This window comes from Pseudomonas sp. BF-R-26, from assembly GCF_019947395.1.
Taxonomy (GTDB): Bacteria; Pseudomonadota; Gammaproteobacteria; order Pseudomonadales; family Pseudomonadaceae; genus Aquipseudomonas; species Aquipseudomonas farris.
This window is the reverse complement of record NZ_JAGYGK010000007.1, coordinates 90,368-108,499: the sequence shown is the minus strand read 5'-3', so window position 1 is coordinate 108,499 and position 18,132 is coordinate 90,368. Positions and strand designations below refer to the sequence as shown.

The 18,132-nt window shown below is 60.8% G+C and carries 17 protein-coding genes; 12 read left to right on the top strand and 5 right to left on the bottom strand.

Annotated elements, in window-relative coordinates:
* The first annotated feature begins 139 nt into the window (after window positions 1–139).
* The 12 genes from KGB18_RS11920 to KGB18_RS11865 all read left to right on the top strand — a co-directional run bounded on the left by KGB18_RS11920 (window position 140) and on the right by KGB18_RS11865 (window position 12,590).
* Window positions 140–1,282: a glycerate kinase gene (locus KGB18_RS11920; protein WP_223569961.1), complete on the top strand. Its 1,143-nt coding sequence runs from the start codon at window positions 140–142 to the stop codon at window positions 1,280–1,282.
* 343 nt (window positions 1,283–1,625) lie between these two features.
* Window positions 1,626–3,251: a methyl-accepting chemotaxis protein gene (locus KGB18_RS11915; protein ID WP_223569960.1), complete on the top strand. Its 1,626-nt coding sequence runs from the start codon at window positions 1,626–1,628 to the stop codon at window positions 3,249–3,251.
* A gap of 40 nt (window positions 3,252–3,291) precedes the next feature.
* On the top strand, window positions 3,292–4,479 hold the full coding sequence (locus KGB18_RS11910; RefSeq protein ID WP_123722649.1) for a pyridoxal phosphate-dependent aminotransferase: 1,188 nt from the start codon (window positions 3,292–3,294) through the stop codon (window positions 4,477–4,479).
* A gap of 141 nt (window positions 4,480–4,620) precedes the next feature.
* Window positions 4,621–5,016, top strand: a complete 396-nt coding sequence (locus KGB18_RS11905) for a hypothetical protein (RefSeq protein WP_123722650.1) — start codon at window positions 4,621–4,623, stop codon at window positions 5,014–5,016.
* A gap of 136 nt (window positions 5,017–5,152) precedes the next feature.
* A complete protein-coding gene (locus KGB18_RS11900; protein ID WP_223569959.1) occupies window positions 5,153–5,839 on the top strand; it encodes a methyltransferase family protein in 687 nt (228 codons plus the stop codon).
* Complete coding sequence (locus KGB18_RS11895) at window positions 5,836–6,105, top strand: DUF5676 family membrane protein (protein WP_123722652.1); 270 nt, start codon at window positions 5,836–5,838, stop codon at window positions 6,103–6,105. The genes KGB18_RS11900 and KGB18_RS11895 overlap by 4 nt, the downstream gene beginning before the upstream one ends.
* A 25-nt stretch (window positions 6,106–6,130) precedes the next feature.
* Complete coding sequence (locus tag KGB18_RS11890; RefSeq protein ID WP_123722653.1) at window positions 6,131–8,314, top strand: heavy metal translocating P-type ATPase; 2,184 nt, start codon at window positions 6,131–6,133, stop codon at window positions 8,312–8,314.
* On the top strand, window positions 8,311–8,529 hold the full coding sequence (locus KGB18_RS11885) for a hypothetical protein (protein ID WP_052964668.1): 219 nt from the start codon (window positions 8,311–8,313) through the stop codon (window positions 8,527–8,529). Before KGB18_RS11890 ends, KGB18_RS11885 begins: the two co-directional genes overlap by 4 nt.
* Complete coding sequence (locus KGB18_RS29900) at window positions 8,526–8,861, top strand: DUF2933 domain-containing protein (RefSeq protein ID WP_123722654.1); 336 nt, start codon at window positions 8,526–8,528, stop codon at window positions 8,859–8,861. The genes KGB18_RS11885 and KGB18_RS29900 overlap by 4 nt, the downstream gene beginning before the upstream one ends.
* Before the next feature lie 127 nt (window positions 8,862–8,988).
* Window positions 8,989–10,506, top strand: coding sequence for a thymidine phosphorylase family protein (locus KGB18_RS11875; protein ID WP_123722655.1), 1,518 nt, complete (start codon window positions 8,989–8,991; stop codon window positions 10,504–10,506).
* Window positions 10,503–11,387, top strand: coding sequence for a ribose-phosphate diphosphokinase (locus tag KGB18_RS11870; protein WP_123722656.1), 885 nt, complete (start codon window positions 10,503–10,505; stop codon window positions 11,385–11,387). Before KGB18_RS11875 ends, KGB18_RS11870 begins: the two co-directional genes overlap by 4 nt.
* A 6-nt stretch (window positions 11,388–11,393) precedes the next feature.
* Window positions 11,394–12,590, top strand: a complete 1,197-nt coding sequence (locus KGB18_RS11865; RefSeq protein ID WP_223569958.1) for a methionine adenosyltransferase — start codon at window positions 11,394–11,396, stop codon at window positions 12,588–12,590.
* A 155-nt stretch (window positions 12,591–12,745) separates the two neighbouring features.
* On the opposite strand, the gene KGB18_RS11860 is transcribed toward KGB18_RS11865, so the two are convergent.
* From KGB18_RS11860 to KGB18_RS11840, 5 genes are all read right to left on the bottom strand, one after another.
* Complete coding sequence (locus KGB18_RS11860) at window positions 12,746–13,723, bottom strand: NAD(P)-dependent oxidoreductase (RefSeq protein WP_123722910.1); 978 nt, start codon at window positions 13,721–13,723, stop codon at window positions 12,746–12,748.
* Between the two features lie 21 nt (window positions 13,724–13,744).
* On the bottom strand, window positions 13,745–15,043 hold the full coding sequence (locus KGB18_RS11855; RefSeq protein WP_123722658.1) for an MFS transporter: 1,299 nt from the start codon (window positions 15,041–15,043) through the stop codon (window positions 13,745–13,747).
* A 61-nt stretch (window positions 15,044–15,104) separates the two neighbouring features.
* Window positions 15,105–16,124: a sugar kinase gene (locus KGB18_RS11850; RefSeq protein WP_223569957.1), complete on the bottom strand. Its 1,020-nt coding sequence runs from the start codon at window positions 16,122–16,124 to the stop codon at window positions 15,105–15,107.
* Window positions 16,117–16,881, bottom strand: a complete 765-nt coding sequence (locus tag KGB18_RS11845) for an AP endonuclease (RefSeq protein WP_223569956.1) — start codon at window positions 16,879–16,881, stop codon at window positions 16,117–16,119. The genes KGB18_RS11850 and KGB18_RS11845 overlap by 8 nt, the downstream gene beginning before the upstream one ends.
* A gap of 165 nt (window positions 16,882–17,046) precedes the next feature.
* A complete protein-coding gene (locus tag KGB18_RS11840) occupies window positions 17,047–18,072 on the bottom strand; it encodes a LacI family DNA-binding transcriptional regulator (protein ID WP_317850972.1) in 1,026 nt (341 codons plus the stop codon).
* Window positions 18,073–18,132 lie beyond the last annotated feature (60 nt).

The window sequence follows — 18,132 nt, the reverse complement described above, 5'->3', positions numbered from 1 at the left end:
CGGCAGCTGCTACAACGAACGGTACGGGCCAAGGGTTTTGTGAAAATGAACAATAATCCTCATGCCAACTTGTGCAGCGGACCGGCGTTATTGTTCATGGCGGCTGGCAGCATGGACGCATTGGAACTGGAGAATTCGCATGAAAATCGTCATCGCCCCCGATTCGTTCAAGGACAGCCTGAGTGCCCAAGGTGTGGCCGAGGCCATTGCGCTGGGGTTGGCCGAAGTCTGGCCGGATGCACACTTGCTCAAGTGCCCGATGGCTGACGGTGGGGAAGGCACGGTCGAGTCGATTCTGGCCGCGTGCGACGGCGAACTGCGCCGCACCCATGTTCGCGGGCCGCTGGGCACCACGGTCGATGCCGCCTGGGGCTGGTTGCCACACAGTCACACCGCGATCATCGAAATGGCCGAGGCCAGTGGTTTGCAACTGGTTGCGCCGAACCTGCGCGATGCCTGCACCAGCAGCACCTACGGCACCGGTGAATTGATCCGAGCCGCGCTGGATGCCGGCGCGCAAAGGGTGATCCTGGCGATTGGCGGCAGCGCCACCAACGACGGCGGCGCCGGGGCGATGCAGGCCTTGGGTGTGAAACTGCTGGATGCTCAGGGCCAAACCCTGATGCAGGGTGGCCTGGCCCTGGCACAATTGGCCCGTCTCGATCTGAGCGACATTGATCCGCGTCTGGCCAAGGTGCGCTTCGACATCGCCGCCGACGTCAATAACCCGCTGTGCGGCCCTCATGGAGCCTCAGCGATTTTCGGTCCACAGAAAGGTGCGTCGCCCGAGCAGGTCGAGCAACTGGACCACGCCCTCGGGCACTTTGCCGAACTCTGCGCGCAAGCGCTGGACAAAGACGTGCGCGACGAGCCGGGCAGCGGCGCGGCGGGCGGCCTGGGGTTTGCCGCCAAGGCGTTTCTCGGTGCGCAATTTCAGGCTGGGGTAGAAGTGGTTGCCGAACTGGTGGGGCTGGCCGAGGCGGTCAAAGGCGCCGATCTGGTGATCACCGGTGAAGGTCGTTTCGATGCCCAGACGTTGCGCGGCAAAACCCCGTTTGGCGTGGCACGCATTGCGCGGCAGCACGGCGTACCGGTCATTGTCATCGCCGGGACCTTGGGCGAGGGGTATCAGGCGCTGTACGAGCACGGCATCGATGCGGCGTTTGCCTTGGCCAGTGGACCGATGACATTGGAGCAGGCCTGCGCCGAAGCGCCGCGTTTGTTGCGCGAGCGCGCCCGTGATATTGCGCGGGTGTGGCGGGTGGCGGCCCGCAAGGCCTGACTCAATCCCCAGCAGAAAGAAATCCCTGTGGGAGCGGGCTTGCCCGCGAACGCGGTGTGTCAGGCACCGCCAATGTTGACTGTGCCGCAGCCTTCGCGGGCAAGCCCGCTCCCACAGGTCCGCATCTTGACTACGGAGTGTTTCACCGCTGAAACACTCCTGCCTCCCTTGAAAAATATTTCTCCAACCCCTGCAAAAAACCTCAACCCCGGCCGATACAACGCATAGGCGCACACAAACCAACTACAACAGTGGCGCCAAGCTGAAAGGTGCGCGCGCCATCGCCCGCCCGAACAGTGATCACCGCAAGGATGCTCGCCGCCTCAATTACCGAGATCATCCTATGTCACTGCGTAATCTGAAAATCGCGCCTCGAGCTTTCCTGGGTTTCGCCTTCATTGCCTTGCTGGTGATCGTGCTGGGTGTGTTTGCCGTCAACCGCATGTCGATCATTCGCCAGGCCTCTGTCGATATGGAAATGACGCAGTTACCCAGCATCGGGTTTCTGGGTAACGTGACGGAAAACGTCCTGCGGCTGCGGATTCTCTCGTTCCGCGTACTGGTCAACCGTGATCCGGCAGCGTTGCAGGAAGCTCAGACCCGCATCGGCGTGCTGGTCGACAAGGTGCGCAGTGCCCAAGCCAGTTATGCCGTCTTGCCGGCCGGCCCTGAAGAAGCAGCACTGTACAAAACCTTCGCGACAACCCTCGACAACTACATGCAGGCCCAGAGCCAGATGCTGGAGCTGTCGCGACAGAACAAACTGGATGAGATGCGCGCCCTGATCAATACGAGGATCAAGGAAGGCACCGATCAGATGGGCGAGCAACTGAACAAACTGGTGGCGCTCAACGCCGCCGATGCCAAAGCTGCGTCGGCCAAGGCGGGCGAGCATTACAGCGAAGCCTTTATCGGCATCGTGACGGTGGCGGTGATGGCTTCGTTGCTGACCGTGCTGCTGGCCTGGCTGTTGACCCGCAGCATCCTCACGCCGCTGAACCGTGCGGTGCTCGCGGCCGAAACCATTGCTGGCGGCAACCTGAGCAAGGTCATCGAAGTCGACGGCAACGACGAACCCGCGCGTTTGCTCGGCGCCTTGTCCGCCATGCAGGCCAACCTGCGCAAAACCATCGAACAGATCGCCGGCTCCGCAACACAACTGGGCGCCGCCGCGGAAGAACTCAGCAACGTGACGCAAGAAGCGTCCCGCGGCCTGCAACAGCAAAACAACGAAATCGAACAAGCCGCCACCGCCGTCAACGAAATGACTGCCGCCGTGGAAGAAGTGGCGCGCAATGCGGTGTCGACGTCCGAAGCCTCGAACCAGTCGACCCAAGCGGCCCGCGAAGGTCGTGACCGGGTGGTGGAAACCGTCGATGCGATCCAGACCATGACCCACGACGTGCAAAACACCGCGTTGATGATCGAGGGCCTGGCGGCTCAGGGCCGCGACATTGGCAAAGTGCTGGACGTGATTCGTGCCATTGCCGAACAGACCAACCTGCTGGCCCTCAACGCCGCGATTGAAGCGGCCCGTGCCGGGGAAGCCGGGCGAGGTTTTGCGGTGGTGGCGGACGAGGTTCGGGCGCTGGCCCATCGCACCGCGCAGTCGACCCAGGAAATCGAGAAAATGGTCGCCGGCATCCAGAACGGCACCGGCGAAGCGGTCTCGTCGATGCAGCAAAGTAATCAGCGCACCCAAAGCACCCTGGAAATGGCCCGTGCGGCGGGTATTGCCCTGGAGCAGATCACCCAATCGATTCAGCTGATCAACGAACGCAACCTGGTGATCGCCAGCGCCTCGGAAGAACAGGCTCAGGTGTCCCGTGAAGTCGACCGCAATCTGGTGAACATTCGCGACCTGGCCACTCAGTCCGCCGCCGGTGCCAACCAGACCAGTGCCGCCACCCACGAACTGTCGCGATTGGCGGTTGATTTGAACGCGATGGTGGCGCGTTTCGTGATTTGAGATAGGGTTGAAACTGGAACTCGCGCGTTAGGAGAAGTACATGCGCTATTCAGCCTTGACCCAACGAATCGCCGGTGACGGAGCGGCAGCCTGGAAGATTCACGATCGAGCGCTGGAATTGCGCGAGCAGGGCGTCGACGTACTGTTGCTGTCGATCGGCGATCCGGATTTCGACACGCCGCTGCCCATCGTCCACGCCGCCATCGATAGCCTGTTGGCCGGCGACACCCATTACTCGGATGTACGCGGCACTCGCACACTGCGCAGCAGCATCGCCCGCCGTCATCAGCGGCGCAGCGGTCAGGAGGTGGATGCCGATCACGTGATCGTGCTGCCCGGTGCGCAGTGCGCGGTGTATTCGGTTGCCCAATGTTTGCTCGATCCTGGCGACGAAGTAATCGTCGCTGAACCGATGTACGTGACTTATGAAGGTGTGTTCGGCGCCTGCGGGGCCAGTGTGGTACCGGTGGCGGTGCGTCCGGAGAATGGCTTTCGGGTTGAACCGGCGGATGTCGCGGCGCTGATCACCCCGAAAACCCGCGTCATCCTGCTCAACAGCCCGAACAATCCCTCGGGTGCCAGTTTGTCGTTGAAGAGCTGGCAGGCGTTGGCGGCGCTATGCGTGAAGCATGACCTTTGGCTGATCAGTGACGAGGTCTACAGCGACCTGTTGTATGAGGGCGAGCACATCAGCCCGGCCAGCCTGCCGGGCATGGCCGAGCGCACCGCGACGATCAACAGTTTATCCAAGTCCCATGCCATGACTGGCTGGCGGGTGGGCTGGATGATCGGCCCGAAACCGTTGGCTGAGCACTTGATGCATTTGTCGCTGTGCATGCTGTTCGGCCTTCCGGATTTCGTCCAGAACGCCGCGCAAGTAGCGCTCGATAAAGACTTGCCGGAAGTGGCGCTGATGCGCGAGGAATATCGCCAGCGTCGCGATCTGGTGTGCGCGAGGCTAAGCGGTTGCCCTGGCATCCGGCCGATCAAGCCCGATGGCGGGATGTTCGTGATGGTCGATGTTCGCCAGACCGGGCTCGGTGCGCAAGATTTTGCCGAGCGGCTGCTTGAAGTGTATGGCGTGTCGGTGCTGGCCGGCGAAGCCTTCGGGCCGAGCGCGGCGGGGCATATTCGCATTGGCCTGGTGGTGGATCAGGCGAGGCTGGCGGATGCATGCCAGCGGATTGCATCGTGTGCGGCGGATTTGCTGCAGGTGCGACGGGCCTGAAAGACTTGTGTTGAATTGGATGGCCTCTTCGCAGGCCGACCTCGATCGAGTCATCCATTAGTTTGATTTTGATCAACCTCTCCATTGCTTTGCTGGCTAGACTGAAAATCAATACGACGTAATAAGTCGAGGTTGTACTTCATGTACTGGTTCCGCCGTCACCGCCGACGCCTGTTGCACCTCATCCTCGTGGTGTGGGTGTCAGCTGTGACTGTGATGGCAATCCAGGGTTGTCTGGTGCAACCGAATCACAATATAGCCGCGCCACACAATGCCGAGCTGTATGTGGTGGATGGCCATACCCTCCACACCAGTGGCTGCCTTCAGAACTGTGAGGACACTGCCACGGCGATAAAACCTGCAGCGCAATTTCCTGCGTTGGATCCCATCCACTGGGCCGTCCTTTTGGTGCTAACTGTGGCAGTAATAAGGGTGCTTGACCCAGAGGAGAAATTCTCCTTCGCCGCGCTTGTACTGAAGCGCCCCGCACCGCCGGAAGTCCCCGTCCGCCTGACGTTCGTCCGTTTCAACGATTAACCCCTCCCTGCGTCAGAGTGGCAGAGCACGGGTTGCTCTGTCCTGCTGCGTCGCTTTTTCGCGACTCGGTTATTCCTGCTCACCTCCTCACAAAAAGGCGAACAGCAAACACACCCGACAAAGAGGAGTATCCACCATGAACCCTACCGAATCGGCCTACGGTCTCTGGTCGCTGGTCATCATCAACTCATTGGTGTTTATCTTGTTCGCCTTCAGCTTCGCCCGGCCGAAGACGAGCCGCGATTGGCGTTCCTTCGGTATGTTCTCGGCGTTCCTGGTGGCCCTGTTTACCGAGATGTACGGTTTCCCGCTGACGATCTACCTGTTGATGCCCTGGCTCACTCGCAACTTCCCTGGCATCGATTTCCTCTCGCACGATGCAGGGCATTTGCTCGAAATGGTTCTGGGCTGGAAGGTCAACCCGCACTGGGGACCCTTCCACATTCTCAGCAACCTGCTGATCGCTGGCGGCTTCTGGTTATTGGCGGCCGCGTGGCGCGTGCTCTACAAGGCCCAAGGTAGTGGGCAACTCGCGCTCGAGGGGCCCTATGCGCGGATCCGTCACCCGCAGTACGTTGGCTTCGTGCTGATCATGTTTGGCTTTTTATTGCAGTGGCCGACATTGATCACCCTGGTGATGTTTCCAATCCTCTTGTTCGTCTACGCCAAGCTGGCGAAGCGGGAAGAACGGGAGATGCTTGCGCACTTCGGCGATGCCTACCGCACTTATTGTGAACAGACGCCGGCGTTCTTGCCCTGGTCAGCCCCCCGCAGCCCCGACATCCCTACTGACGCGCCTCCCAGCTCAGGAAAACAATCATGAACGCTCCCTGGAAAACCGGCATTGCTCTGGCCCTGACCATGGCCATTTCCTACACCGTCTGTGCGCTGCTCTATGCGCTATGGCCGGTGCAAGGTATCGCTTTTCTCAACGCCTTGTTCCATGGACTCGACTTCGGTCGTCTTCAAGCCCCGCAAGACTACGCGGTGATGACTTTCGTTGGGCCACTGCTGGTCTTGACCGTATGGGGCGCGATAGTCGGCACCTTGTTTGCCTGGCTGTCCGGCAAGCTCCATGGCAAGTCTTGATAGCCGCTACAGGCAGGAGACAGTGATGAACGAATCACACATGCAGCACAGCCAGCACCCGCCGGCGTTTGCATCAGGGAAAATGGCGAAAGATCCGATCTGCGGGATGATGGTCGATAAGACCACCGCGTTGTCACGGGAACGTGGCGGGCGCAGCTATTACTTTTGCAGCGATACCTGCCTGCGCACCTTCGAGTCGCCAGAACGAGAACTGAAGGCGATGAAAACCCGCGTGACTATCGCCCTCACCGGTGTACTGGCTCTGGCGCTTCTGCGTGCGGGCGCCTTCATCGCGCTGGCCGCCGGTGCCACGCTACTGACATGGGTGCCGATCCCTGCGCTCCCTTGGTTCACGTGGGGTATATGGCTTTTCCTGTTGGTCACTCCGGTGCAGTTCATCGGTGGCTGGAGTTTCTACAAGGGGGCGTGGAACGCCATTCGCACCCGTAACATCAACATGGATTTCCTGATCGCCCTCGGCACGTCGGTCGCCTATTTCTACAGTGTCGCGGTGCTGTTTTTCCCCGACGTCCTGCCGGTGAAAGTGGCCGAGCGCGACGTCTATTTCGAAGTGTCTGCGGTGATCATCGCCTTCGTACTGCTGGGTAGGTACATGGAGGAGATCATCAAGAAAAAGTCCTCGGCCGCAGTACGGCGCTTACTTGATCTCAAACCGGCGATCGCGCATGTGATTCGTGATGGGCAAGAGGTCGACTTGCCCGCTGAAAACGTCATGGCCGGCGAGTTCCTGGTCGTCAAGCCTGGCGAAAAAATCCCCACCGATGGTGATGTCAGTGAAGGTCAGTCAACGGTAGATGAGTCCATGCTGACCGGCGAGTCGATGCCGGTTGATAAACACCCGGGCAGTCCGGTGATCGGAGGTACGCTCAATGGCAGTGGGGTGCTCACTTTCAAGGCGAGCAGGATTGGTGCCGATACCGCACTGGCGCAGATCATCAAGATGGTCGAGGAGGCACAGAACAGCACGGCACAGATCCAGCGCTTGGCCGATCAGGTCACTGGCTATTTTGTACCGGCGGTGGTGACGGTCGCGCTGCTGGCCCTGGTCGGCTGGTCTCTTGCGGGGAGTTTTCCACAGGGGCTGCTGGCCTTTATCGCGGTTCTGATCATTTCCTGCCCTTGTGCATTGGGCGTGGCGACGCCCGCCGCGTTAATGGTCGGTGTCGGCAAGGGGGCTGATAACGGCATCCTTATCCGCGGCGGCGAAGTACTGGAGCGGGCAGAAAAACTGAGTACGGTGGTGTTCGACAAAACCGGCACCATTACCCGAGGCGAACCCAATGTCACCGATGTGATTTCGCTAGACACAGCGTCCGAAAACGAGGTCTTGATGCTCGCCGCCGCCGTGGAGTCCGGTTCAGAACATCCGCTTGGCGCAGCGATAGTGCGCGCCGCCCGGCATCGCGACATCAGCCTGCCGAAAGCGACCGGCATCAACGGGATCGCCGGTCACGGCATCGAAGGCAGTGTCGACAGTCGCAAAGTCTGGCTGGGCAATCGGCGTTTGTTTGCTCGCCAAGGCATTGCGACCGAGGCTGCCGAGGAGCACCTCATCCGCCTGGAAGCCGATGGCAAGACCGCCATGCTGGTCGGTGTCGACAACCGTTTGGTTGGGGTGATTGCTGTGGCCGATACCATTAAACCCGAAGCGGCTGAAGCCGTTGCGGCATTAAAGGCAAGCGGCATCAAGGTCGTGCTTCTGAGCGGTGACAACCACCGTACTGCCGAAGCTGTCGCGCGACAGGTCGGCATTGAGCGAGTAATTGCCGAGGTCTTGCCGGACGACAAGGTCGCAGTGATCCGTCAATTGCAAAGCGAAGGACAGGTCGTGGCCATGGTTGGCGATGGTGTCAACGATGCACCGGCCCTGGCCACTGCTGACATCGGTATCGCCATTGGCTCGGGGTCCGATGTGGCGAAGGAAACCGGCGGCATCATCCTGCTCAAGAACGATGTACGCGACGTAGTCACCGCGATCAAGCTGTCGCGCGCAACGATGGTCAAGATCAAACAAAACCTGTTCTGGGCATTCATCTACAACAGTATCGGCATTCCAATCGCAGCCTTTGGACTGCTCAATCCCATCATCGCTGCCGCCGCTATGGCGCTCAGTTCCCTGTCGGTAATCGCCAACTCCGCACTGCTGAAGCGTGCCCGCATTGGCTTGGGTCAGGAGGCTAACTCATGAACCGCGAAGTTTTAATTATCTGCCTGCTGGTGAGTATCGTGGGCATTGCAACGGTGGTTTACCTGTTGGGGCTGACGGGTAAATCGTTTGCTATAGCAGCGATTTTCCTGCTGTGCCCGGTCTTGGTCGGGGTGCAACTTTTTCGCGGTGTCCGTCAATTTGACAAGGACATGGCCGAGGCCCGTCGCAAACTGCAAAGGAAGAATCTGCCATGAAACCCCATTACGTTCCCGTTCGCAGCGCCGGTCGTGTCAACTGGTTCTTCCTCGGCTTCCTTGCCATTGCCGCGTACTTCCTGTTGACCGAGCACCGGGCTCACGTCGTTCCTTACCTGCCATTCCTGCTGTTGCTGGCCTGTCCGCTGATGCATCTGTTTATGCATCATGGACACAGTGGGCATGGCGGACACGAACAGGCTGGCCGCGATACGCATGACGTGCATGGTGGCGGTTGCGGCCACCAGCACCGTGACAATCACGCAGGCCATGCGCCCGAACCCGGCAGGCAGCCGGACGACGCGACGCAACGCCCAGACCGCCCGGCATGAGGCCTGTGCCGTATACCAGCATGCTGGCAGCGAGCGGTGAGGGCACCCGTCCGGCGAACAAATTCCGGGACAGTGCCTTCATCAGTGAATCTACTTGCGGCGGCAAGCCACCGAAGGGAGCGTGATCATGCCGATACACAGTGTTTTTGAATTGCGCGTGCGTCGGCTCGGCATTGATACCCATCAACAGCCAGTGGCGTTCATGCCGCGCGATTGCCATGTGTGCCGCTCGGAAGGTTTTTCCGCCTTGTCACGCATCGAACTGGTCAAAGGCACGCGCCGGGTGATCGCGACGCTGATGGTGGTAGATGGACAGTGGATAGGCGGCGGTGAGGTTGGGCTATCGGAGTCGGCCTGGAGGCTGCTCGGTGCGCAGGAGGGCGAAAGCGTTGCCGTGCATCACCCGGCGCCGGTAGAGTCGATGAGTGCCGTGCGCGGTAAGATCCATGGAAGTGCGCTGTCGCGGGAGGCGCTGACTGCGATCGTGAATGACATCGAGGCCGGCCGATTCAGCGACGTGGAGCTGGCGGCCTTTCTAACCGGCTGCGCCGGCAACCAAATGTCGTTCACCGAAATCCGCTATCTGACCGAAGCCATGGTTGAAGCCGGCGAGCGTCTGCACTGGGATCGCCCGCTGGTCCTGGACAAGCACTGCGTCGGCGGGCTGCCGGGAAATCGGACCACGCCCATCGTGGTGGCCATAGTCGCGGCCAACGGCCTGTGCATACCCAAGACCTCGTCGCGGGCGATAACTTCGCCAGCGGGCACGGCCGACGCCATGGAGACCTTGGCCCCGGTAGATCTCGATTTGCCAACGATGCGCAGGGTCGTGGAACAAGAGGGCGGTTGCGTCGTTTGGGGCGGGGCTATGCAACTGAGCCCGACCGATGATGTCCTGATCCGGGTCGAACGCGCCTTGGACCTGGACAGCCAGGGCCAACTGGTGGCCTCGGTGTTGTCGAAGAAACTGGCGGCCGGTGCGAGTCATGTATTGATCGACATCCCTGTCGGCGCTACCGCGAAAGTACGCGATATGCCAGCGGCGATCCAACTGCAAACGCTGTTGGTCGAAGTCGGCAGCCTGCTTGGCCTCAACGTCCAGGCACATGTCTCGAACGGCGATGGCCCCGTGGGGCGGGGCATTGGCCCGGCACTGGAAGCACGCGATGTGCTGGCGGTGCTGCGTGGCGATACGCAGGCGCCACAGGACTTGCGTGAGCGTGCCCTCGACCTCGCTGGCCTGTTGCTGGAAATGGCCGGCAAGGTGCCGACCGGTCGTGGCTATGCGCTCGCCGCCGCAACCTTGGCGAGCGGCAGCGCCTGGCGAAAATTCCAGGCCATCGCGAACGCCCAGGGCGGGCTGCGCGAGCCGCCGCAGGCGCGCTATCAGCATCCGGTTTTGGCCGACCGCGACGGCCGTGTGAGCCGCATCGACAACCGCGTACTGTCGCGCATCGGCAAATTGGCTGGGGCGCCGGCGGCCCCCGCAGCCGGGCTGGTACTCGGTACGGCGCTCGGACAACGGGTCGAGGCCGATCAGCCCCTCTATACTGTGCATGCTGAAAGCCCGGGCGAACTGGCCTATGCGCTGGAGTATGCGCAGCAGCACCCGGAACTCTTCGTCATCGAGGAGGACGCGCCATGAATCCCCTGCTGTTTTGTCTCGACGCTAACCTGGCCTTGCAGACCGGGCTCGCGGCCCGTGCGCGGCTGCAACCCGCGGCCTGCCAACGGCGGCAGTTCCCCGACGAGGAAAGCTACGTGCGTGTATTGAGCGATGTGCAGGGCCGCGACGCGGTGGTTTTGTGCAGCCTGCACCGCCCGGACACCCTGTTCATACCGCTGTGCTTGCTCATGGAAACCCTGCGCGAGCTAGGTGCCCGCTCCGTGGGCCTGGTGGCTCCCTATTTGGCCTATATGCGTCAGGACCAACGTTTTCATCCGGGGGAGGCCGTCAGCGCGCGCCTGTTCGCCGATCTGTTGGCTCCGCACATTGACTGGTTGGTGACGGTGGATCCGCACCTGCACCGTATCCATGATCTGGGCACTCTATACCCGGTACCGCATCGAGTCGTACATGCCGCACCGGCCTTGGCCGCCTGGGTCGCCAGCGAGATCGCGCAGCCGTTGTTGATCGGTCCCGACAGCGAAAGCGAGCAATGGGTGTCGGAGGTCGGCCGGCTGGCGAAAGCGCCATTCATCGTGCTGCAGAAAGTGCGACTCGGCGATCGGGAGGTCGCGGTCTCCGTGCCCGATATCGAGCGTTGGCGTGAACACACTCCGGTGCTGATCGACGACATCATCTCGACGGGACGTACCCTGATCGAAACCGCCGGTCATCTTCAACGAGCAGGCATGCGTCCACCGGTGGCCTTGGCGGTGCACGGTGTGTATGCAGAACACGCCGAACGTGATCTGCAAGCGGCCGGCATTCAGACCTTCACCAGCAATAGCATCTTGCACGCCAGCAACACCATTGATCTGTCGGAGCTGCTTGCGCAAGCCATTGAGGAGCTTGCTCCATGACTTTAAATGGATAATCGAAAGAAGGACGTGACCCGGTTCGTCATCACTGCCTGCGAACGCTTGCACCGAATGAGCGAAGTCGAGATGTGCGAACACAAGGGCATCGGTCATCCGGACAGCCTGTGCGATGGTGTCGCGGAAGCCGTGTCGCTGGCCCTCAACCATGCCTACCTGCAAGCTTACGGACGCATCCAGCATTACAACGTCGACAAGGCCTTGTTGATCGGCGGCGAGAGCCAGCCTCGCTTTGGCGGTGGACGAGTACTGACGCCGATGCGCCTGATTCTTTGCGGCCGAGCCAGTCCCTTGCCGAACGCCGGGCTGGCCGAATTGGTGAGGACCGCTGCCTACCACTATCTGTCCGAGAACCTGCGCTGCGATCCGGCGCTGTTCGAAATCGAATGTGCGGTACGCAGCGGCAGCCCCAATCTACAACAGGCTTTCGGGCGCGGGACGTCCCTCGCCTTGGCCAACGACACCTCCTTCGGCATTGGTTTCTCGCCATACTCGCCCATCGAAAATCAGGTGCTGCAACTGGGGGCGCTATTGCACTCGGCCGGGTTCCAAGCGCGGTTTCCGGCAGCAGGCGACGACTACAAAATCATGGGCGCGCGGGTTGGCGACAGGATGACATTCACCGTTGCATTGGCGCTCATCGATCGGGAGATTCACCATGCGGCAGAATATTTCGCGGTCAAGCAGGCAATCACGGAGTATCTACTCGCGTCCCTGGCGTTTCCCTGTGATCTGGCCATCAATACGCTCGACGATCCGGGCGCGAGTGGCGTGGACGGGATTTATTTGACCGTGTCCGGGTTGAGTGCGGAGCAGGGCGACGACGGCCAGGTCGGGCGCGGTAACCGTATGAACGGCCTGATCACACCCTGTCGCAGCATGTCGCTGGAAGCAGTGGCAGGAAAAAACCCGGTTTCCCATGTCGGCAAGCTATACAACGCACTCGCGTGGGAAATAGCACGCGCCATCGTCACCGAGGTCGAGGGCGTGGAAGAAGCCACGGTGCAACTATTGTCGCGCATCGGCCAGTCGGTCGACTGCCCGGCACTGGTTGCTATCGAACTGGGCTGCCGCACGCCTTTGAACGAGGCCATGCGCCAAGCGGTGCAAAACCTTGCGTATGCGCACCTGTCCGACATCGAGCGTACCACTGCGCGTTTGGTGCGCGGCGATTTGCCCGCCTTCTGATAAAAGACCTGATCGATTGGTGCTGAGTTTGATGGCCTCTTCGCGGGCAAGCCTCGCTCCTACAGGGTTGGTGTCGATCACATGACGCGTGCACGACACTAAACTCGTAGGAGCGAGGCTTGCCCGCGATGGCTGCCTGACAAACGCTAAATTTCTTAAACCCGCCACGCCCCGGCATTCACCAAATTAGCCGGCCGCTCCCCAGCCAACGCCGCCAACAGATTCTCCACCGCACACCGGGCCATCGCCTCCCGCGTCTCATGCGTCGCCGACCCAATGTGCGGCGTCGCCACTACGTTGTTCAACTGCAACAACGGCGAGTCATTCCCCAGCGGCTCCCGCTCGAACACATCCAGCCCCGCCGCGCGAATCCGTTTCTGCTGCAGCGCCTCGATCAGCGCTGGCTCATCCACCACCTTGCCCCGGGAAATGTTGATGAAGATCGTCTCGGGACGCATCAAGGCGAACTGTTCAGCGCCGATCAACCCCTCGGTTTCAGCAGTCAGCGGCAACGTCAGGCAGACGAAATCGGCCTGCTGCAGCAATTCGCTCAAACTACGATATTGCGCGTTGAATCGCTGTTCCACCGCCGGCTTCGGCGAATGGCTGTGATACAGAACCGGCATACCGAAACCAAAGTGCCCACGTTGCGCCAAGGCTTCGCCAATCCGCCCCATGCCGATGATGCCCAGCGTCTTGCCGTGCACATCGCTGCCGAAATGCGCCGGCCCGATATTGCGGTTCCACTGGCCGGCGCGAACCATGTTGGCCAGTTCCACCACGCGCCGGGCGGTGGCCAGGATCAGCGCGAAACCGGTGTCGGCGGTGGTTTCGGTCAATACGTCAGGGGTGTTGCTGAGCAGGATCCGCCGCTCGGTCAGGTAATCGATGTCGTAGTTGTCGACACCGACGGACACGCTGGCAACGGCTTCCAGGTTCGGCGCCAGATCCAGTAATCCGGCGTCCAGTTTCAGACTGGCACCGAGCAACCCTTGGGCGCGGGGCAGGGCCTGGCGCAGCTTTGCCAGACCCTCGGCGTCGAGGCTGTCGATCAGCGTCACTTCGGTCTGCTCATGCAGGCGAGCCATCAGCAGCGGCGAGAGTTTCTTGTACAGCACAACCTGCTTTTTCATCGTCATCATCTCTACATCAATTCACGAATGAGCCGCCACTGAGCGGGGCACAGCGGCCTTGGCCAACACCCGGTCACTGGCGCCGGGCTTGAGGAAAATTGTCAGCACCACCGACAGCAGCAAGGCGCCGCTCATCAGCAGATAAGACGCACCGGGCGATCCGGTGGAGCTGTTCAGGTAACCCACCAGATAAGAACCACCAAACGAACCGAGTGCGCCCATGCTGTTGATCAACGCCATGGCGCCCCCGGCCACGTTGGCCGGGAGGATTTCCGGGACGATGGCGAAAAACGGCCCGTACGGGGCGTACATGCAGGCGCCGGCAATCACCAGCAGCGTGTAGGACCACCAGAAATGTTCCGCGCCCAAGGCGTAGGAGCCATAGAACGCAATCGAGGCGATCAGCAGCGGCGGCCAGACGAAGCGTTTGCGCTTTTGCAGTTTGTCCGAGCCCCAGGACACCAGCAGCATGGCGATCACCGCCGCCAGATAGGGCAACGCCGACAGCCAACCGGCTTCGATCATGTCCATCTGCGCGCCGGCCTTGAGGATCGACGGCAGCCACAACACGAAACCGTAGACGCCGATGCTCCAGCAGAAAAACTGCAAGGCAAGGATGATCACTTTCGGCGAGCGGAAGGCTTCAGCGTAGTTTTTCACCGCTTTGATGCCGACCTGTTCGGCGGCCAGGGCGCTTTCCAGGTCCTGCTTTTCCTGGTCGCTCAGCCACTTGGCTTGAGCCGGACGATCATCGGCCAGACGCCACCAGATAAACGCCCACAGCACCGCCGGAAGTCCTTCGATGATGAACATCCAGCGCCAGCTGAAATGCTGGATCAGGTAGCCCGAGACCACCGACATCCAGAGCATGGTCACCGGGTTGCCGAGGATCAGGAAGGTGTTGGCGCGCGAGCGTTCGGCACGGGTGAACCAGTGGCACAGGTACACCAGCATCGCCGGCATCACCGCGGCTTCGACCACCCCGAGCATGAAGCGAATCACGATCAGCCAATAGGCGTTGGAGACGATCCCGGTCAATGTCGCCAGACCACCCCAGAGGATCAGGCTGACGAAAATCAGCTTCTTTACGCTGTGCTTCTGGGCGTAAATCGCTCCGGGAATCTGGAAGAAGAAATAACCGAGGAAGAACAGCGCGCCGAGCAGGGACGACAGCCCGGGAGTGATCATCAGGTCGGCCGCCATCCCAGAGGCGGCGGCAAATCCATAGTTGGCGCGGTCCAGATACGCCAGGCTGTAGGTGATGAACACGATGGGCATGATGTACCACCAGCGGCGGGTGGCCAGTGTTGCGGTTTTCATAGTGATGCTCCTGAGCTTGTTGTTTTTGTCGCAGCAGGTAACGGTTTTGAATCTTCAGTGACTATGCGGGCCTCATCGCGGGCAAGCCCGCTCCCACAGGATTTGCGCGAATCCCTGTGGGAGCGGGCTTGCCCGCGATAACGGCCTCAAACTCGGCGGACATTTCCAGCCTGTTGGGCAACCCCTCCATATCCCCACGGCTCTGCACCGCGCGGCTACCGATCCAGTTGGCACGCTGCACGGCGTGGGCGACGCTGTGGTTTTCCAGCAGGGCGCTGATCAGGCCGACGGCAAACCCGTCACCGGCACCGACCGTATCGACCACCGTCTCCACCGGTACGCCAGCAACGAAACCTTCGTCCACATGGGTTCGGTAATACGCGCCGTGCGGCCCGAGCTTGATCGCCACAATTTCAGCACCCTGGTCGAGGTAAAACGCGGCGATGTCAGCGGGGTCTTCGAATCCGGTGAGCAAACGCCCTTCGCTCAAACCCGGCAGCACCCAATGGGCGAGGGCGGCGAGGCGGTTGATCTCGGTGATCATCTGTTGCTCGCTGGCCCACAGACTCGGGCGCAGATTTGGGTCGAACGACACGCTGCGCCCGGCATTGCGCATGCGGGTCATCAGCTCGAAGGACATTTCCCGGGCCGATGCCGACAATGCCGGGGGAATGCCGGTGGCGTGTAAATGCCGGGCATTGAGCAGTTGCGGGGCAATGGATTGCACCGACAAATGACTGGCCGCCGAGCCACGGCGGAAATACTCGACAACCGGATCGCTACCATCATCGGCGCGAGACTTGAGTTGAAAACCGGTGGGGTGCGCCGGGTCGATGTCGACATGGCTGCAGTCCAGGCCTTGTTTTTCCAGCGTATCGATGACGAACCTGCCGAGCGAGTCCGCGCCCACCCGGCTCAACCAGGCGACGTTAAAACCCAACCGCGACAAGCCAATGGCGACATTGCTGTCGGCCCCGGCAATGCGTTTGTGGAACTGGTCGACGTCGGCCAGCTCACCGTTCTGCTCGGCAACGAACATCGCCATGGTTTCACCGAACGACAGAATATCGATCTCAGACATGAGCAGGCTCCAGACGGGATTGACCGAGGCGGGCGAGGGCGGTTACATGCTCGGTGGTCAACTGCACAAGGTCATCGCCTTGCAGCGGATACTCTGCCGCGCGCATCACGCCGTGATCCATGTGCCGCAACAGTTGTCCCCACAGATGCAGGTCGCTGGCGGCCGGAGGCACCGCCACCAGTTTGCCGTCGGCCCGGCGCGCCACCGCTTTGCAGTGCACATAACCGACATGTCGACCAAGCAACCGCGCGGCGCTGGCGGCGGATTGGTCCTGCCATTGCCAGTTGCCAATGTCGAATGTCATTTTGATCGGCAGGTTGTGTTGCTCGACGTCGGCGAAGAAGCGCTGGAACGGTTCGATTCGGCCGCCGTGCAAGGTCTGGTCGTTTTCCACCAGCAGCTTCACCGGGCTCTGTTGCAACTGCAGCGCCAGTGTTTGCAGATCATTGTTGTCGGTGAAATAACCCAGAGAGACTTTCAGCCATCTGGCGCCGAATACCTCGGCACGCTTCAGGGTCGAGAGCAGTTCAGGATTGGGTGCCGATTGCCCGGCCAACCACAATTCCATCGGCGAGGAATACACACTTTCGAGACCCCGGGATTGCGTGGCGTCTTCGAGGGTCAACAGCTCTTCGCGCCATTCGATGTGCGTGGCATGGGCTGCGGCCAATATCTCGACAAAGCTACCTTGGCCGCGTTGGCGTACAAGGTCCGCGCCGTAGCTGGACAGGCTGATGGAAACGGGTGGTTTGTTCATTGTTATGCACCTCTGAAACCGGTTTCATTTTTGGTCAAAAAAAATGGCTGCTTTAAGGATGTGCTGTTCTTTCGGGCCCCATCGCGGGCAAGCCCGCTCCCACAGGTTTCGTGAACACCACAGATCCCTGTGGGAGCGGGCTTGCCCGCGATGGGATCCGAACATTCACCGAAGATTCCCCTGGGTCGACCCTCGAACAATCAATCGCGCCGGAAAATCCAACGTCCGCACCGGCCCGTCATCCCCACGCAGTCGCTTGAGCAAACATTCAAACGCATTCGCGCCAATCTCCGCCGTCGGCTGGGCGAGGGCGGTGATCCCGCTGCCCACCAGCGGATACCAATCCAGATCATCCAGGGCAATCAGCCCGACATCCTCGAACAGGTTGCACTTCAACTCACGCAACGAATGGGTGCTGGCCAGCGCGGCGATACCGTTGGCACAAAACAACGCTTTCGGGCCAGGGCCGGGAGTCTCCAGAAAGGTTTTCAAATGAGCGGTCAGATCGCTACCGGTTTCAACCACCGCGCCCGAGAGAGCCGGGCGCTGCTCGATCTGCGCCTTGAAACTGTTGACCCGCTCGATCCGCGAACTGGTACCGTCATAAGGCTCGGTGACCATCAGCACATCGCGATAACCGCGTTCTTCAAGGTGAGCAATGGCAACCTCGACAGCGGCCGGATTATCCAGCCCCACCAGATCGCTCTCGAGCTGATCGACCTTGCGATCCACCAGCACCATGGGCATTTCCTGATGAAGCTCGCGCAGCTCATCGCGGTGATGACCGAGGGTGTTCACGATCAAGCCTTCGATGTTGTACGAGCGCAGCAACGCCAGGTGCTGACGTTCCTGCTCGTCATCGCGATCGGTGTTGCACACCACCAGGCTGTAGCCGTGCTGACGGCAAGCGGTTTCCACCCCGTGCATCACGGCAATCGAATAAGGGTTACGGATATCGGCCACCAGCATGCCGATCAGGCGGGTGCGCCCACGTTTCAGGCCGCGGGCCATCTGGTTCGGGCGATAGCCCAACTCGCTGATCGCCTGCTCGATGCGCAGGGCAATGGCATCGGAAAGCAGGGCGCGGTCGTCGCCAATGAAGCGCGAGACACTGGCCTTGGAGACGCCCGCGTGTTCGGCAACGTCGAGCATGGTCACGCGGCTGCGTTGGGCGGCGGAGAAGTCGTTCACGGTCTGAAACCTTCTTATTGGAATTCTAAGGTTTGTGCGTTTGAGTTCGCACTGAAACCG

What these genes read in the sequence shown, in the direction of transcription:
- KGB18_RS11855 (WP_123722658.1), bottom strand. Translation starts at nt 15,043, where the DNA reads ATGAAAACCGCAACACTGGCCACCCGCCGCTGGTGGTACATCATGCCC.
- KGB18_RS11845 (WP_223569956.1), bottom strand. Translation starts at nt 16,881, where the DNA reads ATGAACAAACCACCCGTTTCCATCAGCCTGTCCAGCTACGGCGCGGAC.
- KGB18_RS11895 (WP_123722652.1), top strand. Translation starts at nt 5,836, where the DNA reads ATGAACGCTCCCTGGAAAACCGGCATTGCTCTGGCCCTGACCATGGCC.
- KGB18_RS29900 (WP_123722654.1), top strand. Translation starts at nt 8,526, where the DNA reads ATGAAACCCCATTACGTTCCCGTTCGCAGCGCCGGTCGTGTCAACTGG.
- KGB18_RS11875 (WP_123722655.1), top strand. Translation starts at nt 8,989, where the DNA reads ATGCCGATACACAGTGTTTTTGAATTGCGCGTGCGTCGGCTCGGCATT.
- KGB18_RS11870 (WP_123722656.1), top strand. Translation starts at nt 10,503, where the DNA reads ATGAATCCCCTGCTGTTTTGTCTCGACGCTAACCTGGCCTTGCAGACC.
- KGB18_RS11860 (WP_123722910.1), bottom strand. Translation starts at nt 13,723, where the DNA reads ATGAAAAAGCAGGTTGTGCTGTACAAGAAACTCTCGCCGCTGCTGATG.
- KGB18_RS11885 (WP_052964668.1), top strand. Translation starts at nt 8,311, where the DNA reads ATGAACCGCGAAGTTTTAATTATCTGCCTGCTGGTGAGTATCGTGGGC.
- KGB18_RS11905 (WP_123722650.1), top strand. Translation starts at nt 4,621, where the DNA reads ATGTACTGGTTCCGCCGTCACCGCCGACGCCTGTTGCACCTCATCCTC.
- KGB18_RS11890 (WP_123722653.1), top strand. Translation starts at nt 6,131, where the DNA reads ATGAACGAATCACACATGCAGCACAGCCAGCACCCGCCGGCGTTTGCA.
- KGB18_RS11920 (WP_223569961.1), top strand. Translation starts at nt 140, where the DNA reads ATGAAAATCGTCATCGCCCCCGATTCGTTCAAGGACAGCCTGAGTGCC.
- KGB18_RS11865 (WP_223569958.1), top strand. Translation starts at nt 11,394, where the DNA reads ATGGATAATCGAAAGAAGGACGTGACCCGGTTCGTCATCACTGCCTGC.
- KGB18_RS11900 (WP_223569959.1), top strand. Translation starts at nt 5,153, where the DNA reads ATGAACCCTACCGAATCGGCCTACGGTCTCTGGTCGCTGGTCATCATC.
- KGB18_RS11850 (WP_223569957.1), bottom strand. Translation starts at nt 16,124, where the DNA reads ATGTCTGAGATCGATATTCTGTCGTTCGGTGAAACCATGGCGATGTTC.
- KGB18_RS11910 (WP_123722649.1), top strand. Translation starts at nt 3,292, where the DNA reads ATGCGCTATTCAGCCTTGACCCAACGAATCGCCGGTGACGGAGCGGCA.
- KGB18_RS11915 (WP_223569960.1), top strand. Translation starts at nt 1,626, where the DNA reads ATGTCACTGCGTAATCTGAAAATCGCGCCTCGAGCTTTCCTGGGTTTC.